This is a genomic window from Gammaproteobacteria bacterium (assembly GCA_016200485.1).
GTDB lineage: Bacteria > Pseudomonadota > Gammaproteobacteria > Tenderiales > Tenderiaceae > JACQEP01.
Genome location: JACQEP010000022.1, coordinates 69,319 through 87,777, shown reverse-complemented (window position 1 = coordinate 87,777; position 18,459 = coordinate 69,319). Strand labels below are relative to the sequence as shown.

The 18,459-nt window shown below is 52.0% G+C and carries 14 protein-coding genes; 8 read left to right on the top strand and 6 right to left on the bottom strand.

Annotated features, from left to right (window positions below):
- The first annotated feature begins 282 nt into the window (after positions 1 to 282).
- A complete protein-coding gene (gene purH, locus HY272_13540; protein MBI3773707.1) occupies positions 283 to 1,857 on the top strand; it encodes a bifunctional phosphoribosylaminoimidazolecarboxamide formyltransferase/IMP cyclohydrolase in 1,575 nt (524 codons plus the stop codon).
- 582 nt (positions 1,858 to 2,439) lie between these two features.
- Positions 2,440 to 3,723 (top strand): phosphoribosylamine--glycine ligase, encoded by a 1,284-nt coding sequence (gene purD / locus HY272_13535; GenBank protein MBI3773706.1) that lies wholly within the window; start codon positions 2,440 to 2,442, stop codon positions 3,721 to 3,723.
- 40 nt (positions 3,724 to 3,763) lie between these two features.
- Here the strand turns inward: purD and HY272_13530 are convergent, their stop codons facing one another.
- On the bottom strand, positions 3,764 to 5,662 hold the full coding sequence (locus tag HY272_13530) for a tetratricopeptide repeat protein (GenBank protein MBI3773705.1): 1,899 nt from the start codon (positions 5,660 to 5,662) through the stop codon (positions 3,764 to 3,766).
- Positions 5,663 to 5,941: 279 nt separating this feature from the next.
- Here HY272_13530 and HY272_13525 point away from each other — a divergent pair, with 279 nt between their 5' ends.
- The 3 genes from HY272_13525 (at position 5,942) to HY272_13515 (ending at position 8,558) form a co-directional block, all read left to right on the top strand.
- The gene (locus HY272_13525) at positions 5,942 to 6,325 is read left to right on the top strand and encodes a hypothetical protein (GenBank protein MBI3773704.1); all 384 of its coding nucleotides are present in this window, start codon (positions 5,942 to 5,944) and stop codon (positions 6,323 to 6,325) included.
- Positions 6,325 to 6,474 (top strand): hypothetical protein, encoded by a 150-nt coding sequence (locus HY272_13520; protein ID MBI3773703.1) that lies wholly within the window; start codon positions 6,325 to 6,327, stop codon positions 6,472 to 6,474. Before HY272_13525 ends, HY272_13520 begins: the two co-directional genes overlap by 1 nt.
- 248 nt (positions 6,475 to 6,722) lie before the next feature.
- The gene (locus HY272_13515; protein ID MBI3773702.1) at positions 6,723 to 8,558 is read left to right on the top strand and encodes a carbamoyltransferase; all 1,836 of its coding nucleotides are present in this window, start codon (positions 6,723 to 6,725) and stop codon (positions 8,556 to 8,558) included.
- Positions 8,559 to 8,629: 71 nt separating this feature from the next.
- Here HY272_13515 and HY272_13510 read toward each other — a convergent pair whose 3' ends face one another.
- The 3 genes from HY272_13510 to HY272_13500 all read right to left on the bottom strand — a co-directional run bounded on the left by HY272_13510 (position 8,630) and on the right by HY272_13500 (position 13,261).
- On the bottom strand, positions 8,630 to 9,826 hold the full coding sequence (locus HY272_13510) for a hypothetical protein (protein ID MBI3773701.1): 1,197 nt from the start codon (positions 9,824 to 9,826) through the stop codon (positions 8,630 to 8,632).
- A gap of 508 nt (positions 9,827 to 10,334) precedes the next feature.
- On the bottom strand, positions 10,335 to 11,606 hold the full coding sequence (locus HY272_13505) for a hypothetical protein (protein ID MBI3773700.1): 1,272 nt from the start codon (positions 11,604 to 11,606) through the stop codon (positions 10,335 to 10,337).
- A gap of 428 nt (positions 11,607 to 12,034) precedes the next feature.
- On the bottom strand, positions 12,035 to 13,261 hold the full coding sequence (locus HY272_13500) for a hypothetical protein (protein ID MBI3773699.1): 1,227 nt from the start codon (positions 13,259 to 13,261) through the stop codon (positions 12,035 to 12,037).
- Between the two features lie 50 nt (positions 13,262 to 13,311).
- On the opposite strand from HY272_13500, the gene HY272_13495 reads away from it, so the two are divergent.
- The 3 genes from HY272_13495 to hemF all read left to right on the top strand — a co-directional run bounded on the left by HY272_13495 (position 13,312) and on the right by hemF (position 16,780).
- Positions 13,312 to 14,100 (top strand): Sua5/YciO/YrdC/YwlC family protein, encoded by a 789-nt coding sequence (locus HY272_13495; GenBank protein MBI3773698.1) that lies wholly within the window; start codon positions 13,312 to 13,314, stop codon positions 14,098 to 14,100.
- A 391-nt stretch (positions 14,101 to 14,491) separates the two neighbouring features.
- A protein-coding gene (locus HY272_13490; protein MBI3773697.1) for an IS3 family transposase occupies positions 14,492 to 15,645 on the top strand; the annotation gives its coding sequence in 2 pieces (ribosomal slippage) (positions 14,492 to 14,747 and positions 14,747 to 15,645; 1,155 coding nt in all).
- Positions 15,646 to 15,859: 214 nt separating this feature from the next.
- Entirely contained in the window at positions 15,860 to 16,780 is a 921-nt protein-coding gene (hemF, locus tag HY272_13485; protein MBI3773696.1) for an oxygen-dependent coproporphyrinogen oxidase, read from the top strand.
- 37 nt (positions 16,781 to 16,817) lie between these two features.
- On the opposite strand, the gene HY272_13480 is transcribed toward hemF, so the two are convergent.
- The gene (locus HY272_13480; GenBank protein ID MBI3773695.1) at positions 16,818 to 17,384 is read right to left on the bottom strand and encodes a hypothetical protein; all 567 of its coding nucleotides are present in this window, start codon (positions 17,382 to 17,384) and stop codon (positions 16,818 to 16,820) included.
- Positions 17,385 to 17,538: 154 nt separating this feature from the next.
- Complete coding sequence (locus HY272_13475; protein ID MBI3773694.1) at positions 17,539 to 18,372, bottom strand: symmetrical bis(5'-nucleosyl)-tetraphosphatase; 834 nt, start codon at positions 18,370 to 18,372, stop codon at positions 17,539 to 17,541.
- Between the last annotated feature and the right edge of the window lie 87 nt (positions 18,373 to 18,459).

Below are 18,459 nucleotides of genomic sequence, written 5' to 3'. Positions count from 1 at the left end.
TGCGTAAACTGCTGCATGCCATTCACGGCATGTTGAAGGACAACAAGCCCTTCGATAACACCCGCTTTTACGCGATTCCAGCATGAGCCGGAAAGTGCAAAAATTACAGAAAAAATGCTTGACCTCGAACAGAGTATCTACAATCAAATCTTTTGCGCAGCAAGCTGCGGTGCATACAGCCCAAAGCGATTGAAAACCTCCGCGTCTTTGCGTCTCCGCGTTGGATTTTTTACCTGTGGCATTATTGATCTCTTATTTTTCACTTAACCTCAAAAAGCAACCATGACAACCATCAAACGAGCATTGATCAGCGTTTCAGATAAAACCGGCGTCGTCGACTTCGCCCGCAGCCTGCAAGGCATGGGCGTGGAAATCCTTTCCACCGGCGGCAGCGCCAAGCTGCTGCGCGAAAACAACATCAAAGTCATTGAAGTCTCCGACTACACCGGCTTTCCTGAAATGATGGATGGCCGGGTCAAAACCCTGCATCCCAAGATTCATGGCGGCATCCTCGGCCGTCGCGGTCAGGACGATGCGGTGATGGCCGAACACGGCATTGGCGCGATTGATCTCGTAGCCGTAAATCTCTATCCGTTCGCACAAACCGTCGCCAACCCCGATTGCGATCTCGAAACCGCGATCGAAAACATCGACATCGGCGGCCCAACCATGGTGCGCGCCGCCGCCAAAAATCATAAAGATGTCGCGATTGTCGTTGACGCCATCGACTACGCCATCATCCTTGACGAAATGACGCGCAACAACGGCACGATCAGTCACGAAACCCGTTTTCACCTTGCCTGCAAGGCCTTCGAACACACCGCCGGTTATGATGGAGCCATCGCCAATTATCTGGGCAGCATTACCGATGGCGGCCACAGCACCCAACATCGCGCCGACTTCCCTCGTACCTTCAGCGCCCAGTTTGTCAAGGCGCAAGACCTGCGTTATGGTGAAAATCCGCATCAGCGCGCCGCGTTCTATATCGAGGCCCGCGCGCGCGAGGCGAGCGTCTCCACTGCGGTGCAATTGCAGGGCAAGGAATTATCGTTCAATAACATTGCCGACACCGATGCCGCGCTGGAATGCGTCAAACAGTTCAAACAACCTGCCTGCGTCATCGTCAAACATGCCAATCCGTGCGGCGTAGCGGTTGCCGGCTCGATCCTTGATGCCTACAACAAGGCCTACAAGACCGATCCGACCTCTGCCTTCGGCGGCATCATCGCCTTCAATCAAGAACTGGACACCGATACCGCACGCGCCATTGTCGAGCGTCAGTTCGTCGAAGTCATTATCGCGCCCAGTGTCAGTGACGCTGCACTTGCCATCGTCGCCGAAAAGAAAAATGTGCGGCTGCTGGCTTGCGGCCAGTGGGGCGGCGGCCAACCGGAGCTGGATTACAAACGCGTCACCGGCGGCATGTTGCTACAAACACGCGACAACGGCATGGTCAGCGAACACGACCTGAAAGTCGTCACCCAACGCGCGCCCTCGGCCCAGGAACTAAAAGATTTGATGTTCTGCTGGCAGGTGGCCAAGTTCGTTAAATCCAACGCCATTGTCTATGCCAAAAACAATATGACGATAGGCATAGGCGCCGGGCAGATGAGCCGCGTCTACAGCGCCAGGATCGCTGGCATCAAAGCCGCCGATGAAAAATTGGAAGTGAAGGGATCAGTGATGGCTTCCGATGCCTTCTTCCCGTTCCGTGATGGCATCGACGCCGCTGCCGCTGCGGGCATTACCGCGGTGATTCAGCCGGGGGGTTCGATGCGTGACGAAGAAGTGATCGCCGCCGCCAATGAACATGGCTTGGCGATGGTGTTTACCGGGATGCGCCACTTCAGACACTAAGATGACACCCAAGAAAAAGCCCGCTTCCGCGGGCTTTTTATGCCACATCGGCTGTATCACCGGCGCGTGATTACAACCGAGCAACACCCCTTTTAGGCCACGCCGCGCCAACACGACTTTTGAACGTGTCGCAGCGTCCCTGATAAACCCATCAAAGACGTGATACCAGGTCGCTTGTTAACGACGGCGAAACCGAGGGAAGAAATATAGAGTCAGACTCACAGCACGCCCGCGCAGGGAACTGCTGTTGTGTAAATCGAGCACAAACGGCTTGTAACCGTGCCGTGATGTGAACCAGTTTGGCAGCCCAAAACACAGCCGTCTCTGGCGCGTAATGCCACAAAGCTCTCATACCCTCCCATCCGGTGTCCGCAGACACCCCCACCTGGTTTGATTTTGTTACCAGCCCTGTTGTCGGGCTTTAATTGATTTAAAATCTTGTTATTAGTTTAGATTAATATTTTTTAATCGGGGAAAAGTCTAACACAGTATTTAGAATTTGACCTACCCCCTGGCACTTTTTCACGTTAGAATCACCCGCCATAACGGCAAAGCACATAACCTGTTGGGACTTATAGAAAAATGAATGTGTTGATCATTGGCAGCGGCGGCCGCGAACATGCGCTGGCATGGAAAACTGCTCATTCCCCGCGAGTAACAAAGGTCTTTGTTGCCCCCGGCAATGCCGGCACTGCCCATGAAGCCAAAGTGGAAAATGTCGCCATCGCCGTTGACGACATCAAGAGGCTGGTGGAATTCGTCCGCAACCAAGGCATCGGCCTGACTATCGTCGGCCCTGAGGTACCGCTGGTACTCGGCGTGGTCGATGCCTTCCGCGCTGCTGGCCTGCGCTGCTTTGGCCCGACCCAGTCCGCCGCTCAGCTGGAGGGTTCCAAGGCCTTCACCAAGGACTTTCTGGCCCGGCACAAGATTCCGACCGCCGACTACGGCAACTTCACCGATATCAACCAGGCCCTGGCCTATTTGCGCCAGAAAGGCGCGCCGATCGTGGTCAAGGCCGATGGCCTGGCGGCGGGCAAGGGCGTGATCGTGGCTATGACCCTGGCCGAGGCCGAGACGGCAGTGCGCGACATGCTGGCGGGCAATGCCTTCGGCAGCGCGGGCAGCCGGGTGGTGATCGAAGAATTTCTCGACGGCGAAGAAGCGAGCTTTATTTGCATGGTGGATGGCAAACACATCCTGCCGATGGCCACCAGTCAGGATCACAAACGTATCGGCGACCAGGACACCGGCCCCAACACCGGCGGCATGGGTGCCTACTCCCCGGCGCCGGTGGTCACTCCCGCAATCCATGATCGGATCATGAAGGAAATCATCGAACCCACTGTTCGTGGCATGGCCGCCGAAGGCAATCCGTATACCGGTTTTCTGTACGCAGGCTTGATGATCATGGCCGATGGCTCGCCGAAGGTGATCGAATACAACTGCCGCTTCGGCGATCCGGAAACGCAGCCGATCATGATGCGCCTGAAATCGGATTTGGTCTCACTCTGTGATGCAGCGCTTGATGGCAAATTGAATACCGTCAGCGCCGAATGGGACACGCGTGCCGCTGTCGGCGTGGTGCTTGCAGCAGACGGTTATCCCAACGATTATCGCAAAGGCGATGTTATCAAGGGCCTGCCCACCACTGAAATGACAGACCGCAAAGTCTTTCATGCGGGTACCACAGAAAAGAACGGCCAGATCGTCACCAGCGGTGGCCGTGTGCTGTGTGCTGTAGGCTTAGGCAATTCAGTGAGCGAAGCACAACGCAAGGCCTATGAACTGACGCAACAAATTTCCTGGGAAGGCATGTATTACCGCAAGGATATTGGCTATCGCGCCATCGCCCGAGAATCGTAGAGGCGGGTTTCAAACCTGCCCCTACCCGCAATTAACGATGTTATTTTTGGGGCTGCGATACAACACCACCCGCACGTTGCGCCTGCGTCAGCAACTCTTCCAACCGTTGTACGCGTAGCGAACCGGGAACAGTTTTTTTCATCTTTTGCAAAATAGTGCGCGCGTGATCAAGGCGTTTATTCAGCACATAACAAACACCCAAATGATAGAGCAGATGATCGTCTTGGGATGACATCGCCTCCGCCCGTTCCAGAAACGGCAATGCCTCTCGCGGATTGCCGTGCTGAAGGTGAATCATGCCGATCCATTTATTGGCAAAGCCAGTATTTTTTATTTGTAACGATGCATATAACAACGGCATAGCGCGCTCATGGTCATTACGCTGCAATAAATTCTCGATCGCCATCATATAAACACTGATATTGTGCGGCTCAGCAGCCATCATCGCCTCATATTCGCGAAAACCGCGATCCGGATGCCCCTGCGATTCATAAAATTTTGCCAACTCGACGTGAGCCTCTTGATATGACTTCTCGTCACGAAATGCCTGTAACGCCAACTCTTGCACCTTGCCTTGTGGCACGAAACCGACCATCGTCTGCGCTCCCGCCTTTTTCGCTGCAAACGGTGGATGATCCGTCAAATTCAGTATCTGCATTTCCCCGATCACACGATCCAGTTCTGTAATCGGCCACGATTGCCGGTAAAACCAGGGAGGGATTTGATTCGCCTTCCAGAAGGGCTCGATGAAACCATAATGCTGCATGCTGTCAAAAAAGGCCTCGCTCATCAGAAAATAACCCTCAATATTCGGATGCACGTGTTCCAACATTAAACTGGCACCGATGATGCCATTCGGCGATGCGGCTTCGAAATAGGATTTCATCGGCACCACCGGTACATTAAACTCGGTTGCCACCTGATGTATGGCTTCATTAATGACCTCGGGCGCACGAAATGGCACACCATCCAGATCCTTCGCCCGATAATAGGCTACGCGTGCCTGCTCAAACTTGCCTTCGCGCTCCAGTTGTTGGGCCTTTGCATAGACGCTGTTTGCGGCTGGCTGCGCAGCATTTTCAAGCGATGCAAACGGAGGTTGATCGCGCACATTGCTCACCACCTCGCTAATCAATACCGGCACACCCGCCGCCTTGCTCTTGGCGAATATCTCTCTTAAATTGGCCGCGTAATTGTCCCTAGCCGCCTGAAATATATCGCCACCATATTCCACCTGCCGGTCACCGATCATGCGCTGCATGAGTGTCGTATCCCGTGAATTTGTAACCGATCCAGTGAGCCAACCCTTGCCCATACCGACCACATCACGCACCAGCGCCACTGTTTTAAACTGCAACAGCGCCATGTAAGTTTTAACCAGCCACCGCGAGCGCCCCAACGAGACCGATGATGCCGCCCCCAGAGCACCATAAAATTCGTTATGCCCAACATAAATCAAAATCGCATCAGGCTGCTGCGCCAATACTTCATCGACAAAATCCGTCAATGCAAAACTATTGAGTGCGGCGATGCCGATATTGACGACTTCAACATAACGATCAGGAAAGACATCAGAAAGCCGCTGTTCCAGCACTCGCGAAAACATGGCGTTGGTAGGATAAGGCCAGCCAGCGGTGGTCGACTCCCCCAGCACGAAGACGCGATAACCATTCTCTGGTTTATGGCGCCGAAACAGCTCTACCCGTGGCGACGGGGCATAACCGTTACGGCCGAAGTAGCGCCTGGCCACTTCCTCATTAGGCATCAAATACGGCTCATTGCCATAACGATCTGAAGCCTCGACAAACAACTCGTGTGGATAACCGTAATCAAAATAACGCAGCCCCATTTCGAGAACGCCAAAAAACAGCACCGGCAACGCCAGTGCCAGCGCATAAAACAGAAAAAGCCGCTTTTTGCTTGAAGCCACCGTAGACATTGACACTTCCGCGCCTAGCAACGCATGATCTTGGTTATATTGGTATATAGCGGTTTTATGGGGGCAGGCATTAGCCTGCCAAGATTAAAACGAAAACGCCCCTCTCCCCGAGGTAGAGGGGCAATAGTAGGGGCGAGTTTTAAACCCGCCCCTCCATAAATAATCCTCTCATCCCGGCCTTCTTTCGAAGGGGGAAGGAATAAATCATTTTTCAACAGCCGGTTAAGCCTTGAGAAAAACAGCCGAAATAACTAATGAGTGCAAAGCAGCCCTGATTTCATGAACCTATATCGCAGCGAACGACAATTTGGCCTGTTACTCGCCGCCGCGGCCGTGCTGGTGGCGTTTTGGCCACTGTTCAGCGCCAGCGCACCCCGCTGGCTCTGGTTATTGCCCGCGGCGACCTTGTCCCTGATCGCCTGGCGCGTACCGGCGCTGCTCACCCCCCTCGCCCGCGCCTGGCTGTGGCTGGGGCATCACCTGGGACGGATCAACACCTTTATTCTGTTGAGCGTGGTTTTTTTCCTGCTCATCACGCCGCTGGCGCTCCTGTTTCGCATCTTCCGTCGTGACCCGCTGGAATTACATGTTCCCCACCGCAAGAGTTTCTGGCATCGTCACGCACAAGCGCCCACGCCCGAATCCTTCAGGAATCAGTTCTGATGAGTTTTCTCAGCGAGCTCTGGCAATTTCTCAAAGTCAGGAAAAAAATCTGGTTGCTGCCAGTGATCATCGTTTTGTTGATGCTCGGCGTATTGATTGTCTTTGTTCAGGGCAGCGCCCTGGCGCCATTGATTTATACGGTGTTTTAATTGACTGATATAAACACATTTAACGAGCTGGTAACGCAATCATCATGAGCGCACATTGCCATCCCCTCCCCCTCAAGAGGGGGAGGGCCAGGGAGAGGGTGAAAACGTCTGGGAAAACCCGGCAAACCGCCCTCTCCCCAACCCTCTCCCGCCTGGCGGGAGAGGGAGTGTCCGCGCAGACTTTCGATGTAGGGTGCGCCATGCGCACCGGTGCGCGCAGCGCACTCTACCTTTAGTCAGTCGCCACCATGTGGATCCTCGGCATCTCGGCTTTTTATCACGACAGCGCAGCGGCGTTGATACACGATGGCGAGATCATTGCCGCCGCCCAGGAAGAACGTTTTAACCGTAAAAAACATTATGCTGATTTTCCCACCCAGGCCATCGAATATTGTCTACGTGAAGCCAACATCACGCTCGAACATGTTGATAGCATCATTTTCTACGACAAACCATTTCTTAAATTTGAGCGCCTGCTCGAAACCTACCATGCCTTTGCACCCGCTGGCTTACGTTCCTTTATCACCGCCATGCCCGTCTGGCTCAAGGAAAAATTGTTCCAGAAGCGGCTGCTGACACAGGAACTAAAACAACTGGCACCCGGCCTTGATCTGAGCGGTAAACTTTTATTCTCGGAACATCACCTCTCCCACGCTGCCTCTGCCTTTTACCCTTCACCGTTTGATAAGGCGCTGATCCTGACTATGGACGGTGTCGGCGAATGGGCGACCACATCGGCGATGATCGGTGAAGGCCGTGAAATCAAACCCGTAAAAGAAATCCGTTTCCCGCACTCGCTGGGCCTGCTTTATTCTGCGTTTACTTATTACACGGGATTCAAAGTCAACTCCGGTGAATACAAACTGATGGGGCTGGCACCCTATGGCGAGCCGGTGTACGCCGACCTGATTCGGCAACATCTGGTTGAAATCGCCGATGACGGCAGCTTCCGCCTCGACATGCGTTACTTCAATTACTGCACCGGCCTGACCATGACCAACCGCCGTTTCGACCAATTATTCGGCCGCAAACCACGCGCTCCCGAGACTGAAATCACACAAATGGATATGGACCTGGCGCGCTCAGTTCAGGAGGTCACCGAAGAAATCATTCTCAAGCTCGCCACGTCACTACGCAAGGAATATGACTACGAAAACCTGTGCCTGGCGGGCGGCGTGGCGCTGAATTGTGTCGCCAATGGCAAACTGTTACGCAGTGGTTTATTCAAAAATATCTGGATTCAACCGGCAGCGGGCGATGCGGGCGGCAGTGTCGGCGCGGCGCTGGTCGCTTATCATTTGCATCATCAACGGCCGCGCACCCCTCATCTCGGCGTGGACGGCATGAAAGGTGCCTATCTCGGCCCACAGTTCTCGAATACCGAAATTCGTGCGGTACTGTATGCCCAAGGCGTTAACTATCAGGAACTCACCGACGCCGAACTCATTGACCACGCTGCCCTCGCACTGAGTGAAGAAAAAGTCATTGGCTGGTTTCAGGGGCGTATGGAATTCGGTCCGCGTGCTTTGGGTGGCCGCAGCATTCTCGGGGACCCACGTTCGACACGCACGCAATCGGTGATGAATCTCAAAATAAAATTCCGCGAATCCTTCCGCCCGTTTGCACCTTCGGTGTTACGTGAAGATGTGAGCCAGTACTTTGAGCTGGATAGCGACAGTCCCTACATGCTGCTGGTCGCGCCGGTGCGCCAAGAACGGCAGCGCCCACTCTCCACAACAGACCAGCACAAGACCGGCCTCGACCGGCTCAACATCCGCCGCTCCGACATTCCTGCGGTAACCCATGTCGATTACTCCGCTCGCATTCAGACCGTGCATGCCGACACTAATCCCCGTTATCACGCGCTTATCAGTCGCTTTCTCGACCTCACCGGCTATGGCTTGGTGGTGAACACCTCATTCAATGTACGAGGTGAACCGATTGTCTGTACACCACAGGACGCGCTGCGCTGTTTCCTGCGCACAGCGATGGATGAACTCTATATTGGAAACTTCCGGATACAAAAAAATGAACAATCATTAGCAGATCATACAACGAAGACATCGTTTCAGCATCAACCTTGAAGCCGTTCTTTTCGCAGAGCCCTTTAACCTCCGTTGATCTGTATTAATGAACCTCTTACGCAGCCAACCAGTTACCGGTACAGGTGCATCGTCGGCTTGTTCAACCGGTACATCTTGCCATGCGCACCAGCCATGCATATTTGCTTGTTCTCGCCGTCCAATCTATTACAGACATTGACCGCTCGTTCTTCGTCAAAGTCCGCTAGTTTTTCGATCACCCCCTCGATACACATGATCTGGTCTTGCCGCCCGCCGTGAAGGCATAGCGACGGCAGCAGCGATGGGTGATCGGCCACGTCACGTGCATACATTGCACCCAATCCGTGAAAGCAGCCGAGCTGCTGTCTATCTGTCAAATCAAGACACATATCGATCAATTGCGGCTCGTTTAATTGCTGCGCCTCGGCGATTTCGTGCAGCATATAGCGATAACACGCTGCGGGATATTTCGTAAAGGTATCGCATGGATAGTGCGGACTGACGAGACTGGCCACCTCTGCCGAATCGGCTTTTAGCTCCAGCGCATCGCGATACTCCATAAAAACTCCGGTCGCGCAGTAATAATCCATTCCCGATGTCGTAAACCTCTCGCAGCCAACGAGTGACTTGGAAATATCATGGCCCGTAATCAGCATCAGCGCATGGCCAATACTGTGCGCACAGTTTCCCAGTTTATGCAGGCTCGCCATATCACCTTGAGCACAAATCACGTCCACATTTTTAACAACGTCTTCATACTTGCGCTCACCAAAAGCTTCAACGACAACACCGTGCATGCAGGCGTTCGTGCATCCATTACCGCATAATATCAGCGATTCATTCAGATTCTTGTTGTTAGCATAAACGGCCTTACCTAATTCATGGGCTTCGCCATGACAGAAGGGGTTCTTCAGCTCCAAAAAATCGAGCATTGCGCGGGCGCCTAGTTTGTCCATGTGCTTCACAAATACGAACCGCTTGTTTTTCGCGGCAGAATAAGCGTTACTGAATTGTTCTTTTAGTTGCGAGTCTGCAGCACTCCAGGCAGCGCCTAGATCGCGACGTGCTGCACTCGCGTGGTCTTCATGCGCGCGTGAATGGTAATCATTGGATTCTGCCCCATGGTCTTCAATCATAACCCGGCCATCTTCATGCGTGCGCAGATCGTGACCATCGAATCCGGCATTTGCCACAGGGGCAACCAACCCAATCAGCAAAATAATAACAGCAACATGCGTTTTCAATACGCGCACCGTTTCAACCTCGAGTCGATTTTTATAAGAATACATTGGACACCACCGTGTCCAGAGATGATTTTGGGAACGATTGGGCACCCTTCTTCATTTAGCTTCGTATTATGCTTTGTTGGCATCTTTATTTTCACTGGAATTCAGCAGACTGAGAAGTATCACCAATTCGGCACCTGTGAAGTGGTGAACACCTTTGCCAGTTAGAGCAGATGAGTTTCATGTTCAACTCTTATATTGATCACATCGCTTTCATGCAATGCCCGATTATGCGCTCCAAAATGCCATTTTTTGACTATACTATTTGCGCGCGTGTAAACGATGTGCCAGCCACCCTATTTCTCCGGCAAACCTCGCCATCTGCAATTATACTCAGCCACGTAAAACATGCATTCAGTACTTGCAGGTTAGATAGCTTTACATTGCCCCGTTGAATAGACCGGAGTTCTTCTATGATTTTGAATTACGATGATGTGATTCCATCCGAACATTCCATCAAATTTAATGTCAACAGGCCCTAGCTTTGATTTAGTATCGTTAACCCGAGATATTAATCCCAACCCTTGCTGCCCTCGCCTTTCCGGGTTGAACCTGCGTTCATACACGCCTTCGGACCGCCTATAATATTACTACTATTCGTTAGCCAATCAGGATTTATCGTCGGTTCACAGAAGCTGGTGAAATCCTTACCTTGCGGAGTAAAACCGGTCTCGACGAAGGCCGTAGCGGCGATGTCATAGTTATAGGTGCCGCCTCCGCCCAACGCCTTGAAAGAACCGGTCCCCGCCGTATAGGTGTAAGCACCCGCCGTGTAATTAGGATTGGAATTATTCGTATAGTGCGCCGTCATCGTCGCATTGGTCGTATCGTAGTCACCTTGGTCGGCCGCTGGCGTGCCCGCACCCGGACCCGAACCAGCAATCAGATTGGTGATGTTGGTGATCTTGCCCTGCGGCCCGTTGGCTTCGGCATCAGACATCTGCGTGCCGTCGGAATAACTCTTATGCCGCATATCGATGGTGTACTGGTTATACATCCCCGACGAATTGGCAAACTGGGTAATAATCGGCTTGCTGTTAAAAACAATCGTGCCACCCGTGATGCTCATATTGCCTGTGGTCTGGTTAAACGAGACCGTCCCACCCTGCAACCCTTTCAAAAACTCGGTGTTCACTGTAGCATCGGCATTAAAAAGCGTTTGGTCCATAATCACGCGCGTCGGGTTACCTGAACCATTCGACTGTTTTAACAGCGTGCCATCGTAGGGGTTAATTTGAGCATAGGTCGCAGTCGAGATACTGGTATTGTCAGTATAGGAGGCCGAAACAGGTCCTGAACTGTCAAACGTGTAAGTGCCACTGGTCGTGGCCTCGATAATATACTCAAACGTCATCTCGTTGCGTGCTTGCCCGGCTTTCAGCTTATCGCCAATGATCACGTGAAAGTATTTTTGGGAGGTTGCCGTGTCGGTAAATAGACCCTGGAAAAATGGCGTAGCATCATCATGATTATTAGAAATGTCGCGAGAACTGCCACTACCACCGCATTCGCTGTTATTGATACCGCTGACCACGGTGTAGCTCATATTGCAAGAAAAATCGACGAGGTAATTGCCGCTACCGCCGCTGTTCTTTTTATCATAAGTACCACCCGTCACACCCACGCCGGTAAAATTGGTGGTAAAGGCCGCCTCGGTCTCATGAATCCCGGGCGCGAAAAACAGGCTGGCAACCGCCGCTGCGATTACCGCCTTGCGGAGAATCTTTCTTTTCCCTTGTCCATTGACCACCCCATCCGTAGAGCCTGGCAAATATATATTCATGCCAATCACCGCCTTCTTAGACGAATATTTTTATCTGCTTAATTATTGATCTCATATACAAGTTATCGGCTGTATGACACTGGAACTTTAGGGTGTTATACAGACAGGCGGCAAATAATTGTTGCCTCATAAGCACTTGTTTTTATTATATAATTAACAGACAAGGCCACTCGCCCATCAGCCGCAATGGCTGACTGCACCTTAAATTCCATGCCATTATTAATATATCGGCAGATTTTAGGGGTACATTAATGCGCTATCAGGAAACCAAAAAAACCCGCTGCCACGCCTGAGCACGACAACGGGAAAAGTCTCTCTTCCTAATTCCCCTAATAGATCTTGTTGAGCTACGCTAACTGCGCGCCCTGCGGGGGGGGGGGGGGGATGCCCGCTACCCCCTCTCGTATCTAGTTTTTTGCCTAACCTTTTTAATCCCAACCCTTGCTACCCTCGCCCTTGCGAGTGGAACCGCCATTAGTACACGACAGCAGGCCACCTAGGGTATTGGTTCCCGATCGCCAATCCGGATTCACACTCGGCTCACAGAAGCCCGTGTAATCCTTGCCCGTGGGTATAAATCCGGTCTCGACGAACGAGGTGCCCGCGACGTCATAGTTATAGGTGCCACCACCGCCCAGCGCTTTGTTCGTGCCCGAACCATCGGTGTAGGTATAGGCGCCCGCCACCGTGTAGGGAGATGCCTGATTGACAAAATGGGCCGTGAATTCGGCATCCGTCGTATCGTAATCACCCTGATCGGCCGCCACGGCGGCGCTGCCTGCCACCTGCCGTAACTTGGTAATGTTGGTGATTTTTTGATCGAAGTTGATCGGCGTGCCATCCTGGTAGGTTTTGTCACGCATATCGATGGTGAACTGGTTGTACATCTCCGCCGAATTGGCAAATTGGGTAATAATCGGCTTGCTATTAAAATCAATAACCCCGCCCGAAACCGTCATATTTCCCGTGACTTTATTGAAATTGACCGCGCCACCCTTTATCCCTTTTAGGAACTGAGTGTTCACGGTACCGTCGTCATTGTAGAGCACTTGATTCATGATCGCCCGTGTCGGATTACCGGAACCAGCACCCTGTTTCAATTGTGTGCCGTCGTAGGGATTGGTCATGCTGTAAATCGCATTCGCATCACTGCTGTTATCGATATATGACGCAGAAACGGGGCCTTCAGAGTCACGGGTATAGATGCTGGTGGTGGCCTCGATAAAATACTCGAAGACCATCTCGTTCCTGGCCTGCCCCTTCTTGTTTTTATCGCCGATAATGACGTGGTAGAACTTTTTGTTGGTTCCGGATTCGGTGAAAATCGCTTGGAAGAACGGGGTGCCGTCATTGTGGCCTTTAAAATCGCCACCGCTGCACTCTTTATTGTTAACACCACTGACCACGGTATAACTCATGTTGCAGGCGTAATCGACGCGGTAATTGCCGTCAGTGCTGTTGCCTTGGTCGTAGGTGCCGCCGGTCACACCCACGCCGGAAAAATTGGTAGTGAAGGCGGCCTCGGTCTCGGGAATCCCAGGCGCGAAAAACAGGCCACCTGCTGCTACCAGCAAACCTGCCTGGCGCAACACCACTCTCTTCCCTACAGTTTCAGCAACCCCTTCCTTAGGGCCGGGCGTAAATGATGTCATCATCGCTCCAGCCTTACTTAATGTTGTCTTATCGTTATACTTAATCTTTCTTAATGTTATACAAGCTTGGCGATTATACACGTAATCCCCCTCCTGTCTATAGGACATTCAGGCTTTATTCAGAAACTCAGAAAAGGGCAAGCTTAAAGATCATCACCAAGCCAACTCTTAAGATAATTAAACCAAGAGAATCAATATGTTCCAGAATTTGCTATTATTCCGCTCTCAGGCAACAACAGATATTGAAACCACATGGCGTTCAGCATTCATTCAGCAGGTGTTCAGTGACCCCTTGGCAACTACGACAAGCCACGCGAATCCTGCATGGCGGCGGCGTGATCGCCTACCCCACCGAGACGGTCTACGGCTTGGGCTGTGATCCACTCTACGCCAAAGCAGTCTTTGCAATCATGGACCTAAAGCAGCGCCCCATTGAGAAAGGGCTGATTCTGATCGGCAGTCGCCTGGAACATTTGCTGCCTTATTTCGAACCTTTGGAAACACGGCGCATGGCTGCCATCCAACGCACCTGGCCGGGGCCGGTCACCTGGTTGTTGCCCGCCCGTACTCATGTCCCCGATTGGCTCACCGGCGGCCGCGACACCATTGCCGTGCGCATCACCAGCCACCCCGTCGCTGCGGCACTCTGCGCTCGCTTTGGCGGCGCGATTGTCTCCACCAGTGCCAATCCCGCGGGCAAACCACCGGCACGCAATCCCCTGCAAATACGGCGCTATTTTGGCAATACGCTCGACGATATACTGTGCAACGCCCACGCCAGCCGCGGCAGCGCCAGCGAAATCCGCGATGGCCGGAGCGGGCGTGTTATTCGCGCTGGGTGATTATTGTTCGCCAAAACATGCATGATGAAAACGTGCGTCCTTTCGCCCTCAGGGACGGAAATATCTGCACGTCTTGCTACACTGTTGAGCAAAGTATTCCTTCTCCCTCAGGGCAGAAGTATCTACACATGTTACGGCGAGAAAGAACTGCATGTATTCTGTTATCGTCTTCAACCGCCCCGTCCGCTTCGCGTCCCCCCCTCCTTATCCAAGGAGAGGAGTTTTTCTCCCCTCCTCCCGGGCTTTTGCGGGAGGGTGAGGCGGAAAAAGGAAAAGGTACGCTGTACCTTTTCCCCGCCGAACGGGTGCGCATTCCGCGCACCCTGTTGTGGCCTAATGAATCTGTACACCTTAATGGGATAAACTTCCATTACAAAAGAAGGTGTATATCATGACTAAAAATAGACCCGTTTATTCGGCAGAGTTTAAGAATGAAGCTGCAAGTTTGGTGCTCGACAAAAACTATTCTGTTGCAGAGGCGTGCAGTGCGATGGGTGTTGGCAGTACGGCGATGAGGCGCTGGGTAGATCAGCTTAAATCTGAGCGAGAGGGAATCACCCCGACAGCGAAAGCCATCACCGCTGAGCAGAGGAAGATTCAAGAACTTGAAGCAAGGATTAAAAAAATTGAATGGGAGAAAGACATACTAAAAAAGGCTACAGCTCTCTTGATGTCGGACACCATCAAACGATAGATTTTATACAGTCACTATCAAGGGAGCAGGGTGAAGTCGCGTCAATGTGTCAGCTATTCGATGTGAGCACCAGCAGCTATTATTACCGGATCAATCATAAAGACATTATTGATCCAGAGAGAGAACGCTTAAAGCATAAAGCGGTTGAAATACACGCGGCAAGTCGTGGGTCGGCTGGGGCACGAACCATTGCAGGACAACTCAGGCAAAGCGGGGAGAACGTAGGTCGCTACAAAGCTGCAAGTCTAATGAAAGAAGCAAATATAAGCAGTAAGCAACCACATAAACATAAATATAAAATAGCCGAGGACGAGTCAAAAATCGCGCCCAATCTTTTAGAGCGTGAATTTAGCGTTGAAGCGCCGAATAAAGTTTGGTGCGGTGATGTGACTTACATTTGGGCAGGCACGCAGTGGCTCTATCTGGCTGTTGTCATGGATTTATACGCGAGGAAGATTATTGGCTGGGCCTGCTCGGATAGCCCTGATGCACAGCCAACCTGTGCCGCACTTAGAGTAGCCTATGAAAGCCGTGGCAGACCGAAAGGCGTTATGTTCCACTCTGACCAGGGCTGTCATTACACGAGTTTGAAATATCGACAACAGCTCTGGCGATATCAAATAACCCAGAGCATGAGTCGACGTGGCAACTGCTGGGACAACGCGCCCATGGAACGATTTTTTAGAAGTCTTAAAACTGAATGGATGCCCAAAGAGTACTACAAATCTTACGATGAGGCAGAGAATGACATAGAGAAGTTTATTATTTTGCATTACAACTTTAAAAGAGGTCACAGTTACAATAACTATTTGACGCCTGATGAGGCTGAGAAATTAATTTGCTCCCATTAACTTGTACAAATTTACTTGACCACTACAGCCCGGGCGGGATGTGCCCTGAAGGGGTGCGAGTGCATGGATGCACGAGGTAGGGCAACGCAGGGAGCGGTTGCCGAGGGTGGTGGGCTTAATGCCGGGTCGTACTACATCTTCCCACAAGTGTAGATAGCTCTGCCCCATGGGAGAGTGGGAACATATTTTTAGTATTTGAACGAAGGAAAAACAAATGAGTTCACCCAACGTCAATGCCGTCAAAGATTATCTGCTCGGCATGCAACAGGAAATCTGCCGCCAGCTGGAAGAGGAAGATGGCGGCGCGCGCTTCATCGAAGACGCGTGGGAGCGTGAACAAGGCGGCGGTGGCCGCACCCGTGTGCTCACCGATGGCGCCGTATTTGAACAGGCGGGCGTAAATTTCTCGCACGTCTTTGGCAACAAATTACCCGCCTCCGCCACGGCACATCGCCCAGAACTTGCGGGCCGCAATTTTCAGGCCATGGGCGTGTCGCTGGTGATTCATCCGCGTAATCCCTACATTCCCACCTCACACGCCAATGTGCGTTTTTTCATTGCTGAAAAGGAGGGCGAGGATCCAATCTGGTGGTTCGGCGGCGGCTTTGATTTAACGCCATATTATGCATTTGAAGATGACGTCGTGCATTGGCACCGCGTCTCCCGCGATGCCTGCTTACCTTTCGGCAAAGAAGTGTATCCACGCTATAAGCAATGGTGTGACGAATATTTCTTCCTCAAACATCGCAATGAACCGCGCGGTGTTGGCGGTTTATTCTTCGATGATCTCAATGAATGGGGCTTTGATAAGAGCTTTGCCTTCATGCAAAGCGTCGGCGATCACTACATCAAGGCCTATCGCCCCATTGTCGCCCGCCGTAAAGAAAACGAATACGGGTCGCGCGAACGGGATTTCCAGCTTTATCGCCGCGGCCGGTATGTTGAGTTCAATCTGGTCTACGACCGCGGCACCTTGTTCGGTTTGCAAACCGGCGGTCGCACTGAGTCCATCCTCATGTCGCTACCACCACTCGTTTCCTGGCGCTATAACTGGAAACCGGAAGCGGGCACGGCCGAAGCGAAGCTGTATGAAGAATTCCTCAAGCCGAAAGACTGGTTGGCGAAGCGCGGATAATTGTTTTGTAGGGGCGATTCATGAATCGCCCCTAGCATTATTTATTCAACGGCATCGGCGCCATGACATGAACATATGGCGTATTGCGCCACATCACCCACGGACCACCGCTGTGATGATCGGTCGGCAATCCCTGCAACGTCTTTTCATCCGGCACCAGAATCATGAGGTGCGGCACACCTTTATCCATCCATTCATTGTCTGCTGTAGGACCTTTGGCATAGGGATCAGTATTACTTTCCGGGCCATTTTTCTGCAACATATAACCAAATCCCATTTTGGTATTGGTGAGTGTTTTTTTGTTCATCCAGGCATCGGCCCAAACCATCCACGGTTCATCCAGGCACATAGGATCATTGCCTGAGGTATCCGGCATGTCTGGAAAACACGTCCAACCATTTGTACCCTGGCGCAAGGTTGGCATTTTTTCACCTTTCTTGCCCGGCCAATCGAGAATGGTTGCGTCTTTGGAAATAGAGGATGGCGCAGAACTCATGGCATTTTGAATCTTGGCTGCTTTATCCATCTTGGCAGCACCTTGCACTACCGGAACCATCACGGCCATTAACCCTGCCACTACTAATAGAAAACCTGTCGGTTTCATAATAATCTCCCTATCCGTAAAAAATAGATAACCATATGCCGTCCTGAGACAACATCTCAGCGACAAACTTGATGAAGAATTACAGAGATGACCCTAGTGTATAGACGAGATGCTTACCGAATTCAATGTGACGACCTTGATCACAAGCAGTTAATTATTCTTTGCCGGGTTGGCGGACGCCAACACAATCAATCGTATGCCATTGCGGCGGCGATACGTCGATATGTAATGCAACAAGCTTGCCACCCCAGATACACCCCCCATCCAGAGCAAACGCGTTGCTGTGCTCGCCGATATCAAGCGTGGACCAATGGCCAAAAAGGATGCGTTCGGTCCGCGTTTTGCGTCCCGCCACATTAAACCAGGGCAACACACCGGGTGCTTGATTACCGGGCGCGCCTTTGTCTTTCAGATGCAAACGGCCATCGGCGTCGCAATAGCGCAGCCGGGTAAAACAATTGGTGATAAATCGCAGCCGCTCAATACCGCCTAGTTCCGACGACCAGCAATCCGGTTGATTGCCATACATGTGTTTGAAGTAATCACGATAATCAGGGCTACGCAATACTGCTTCCAGTTCGCGAGCACATTGTTGCGCCAGCGGCATATCCCATTGCGGCGGCAGGCCGGCGTGGATGAGCGTATAACCTAATTCAGCGTCGTGATGCAGCAGCGGTTGCTGGCGCAGCCAAAACAATAGGTCATCCCGATCCGGCGCATCGAGTACATTATCGAGCGTGTCTTTTGGATAGTGCTGCGAATGACCTTCTGCCATCGCCAGCAGATGCAAATCATGATTACCAAGCACGGTAATGGCGCGCGCACCGAGATCACGCACGAAGCGTAACACGGGTGCGGAATGGGGGCCACGATTGACAAGATCGCCGCAGAACCAGAGTTTGTCATCCGAGTTAAAACCAATATGATCGAGCAGGCGTTGCAGATCGTCGTGGCAACCTTGCACGTCCCCGATTGCGTAGACTGCCATTTTCATCACTCCTGAACAATTTATCTGTTTGTATTTTTCACCACAGAGGCACAGAGGACACAGAGTTAACCTTCGAAAAGCTCTGTG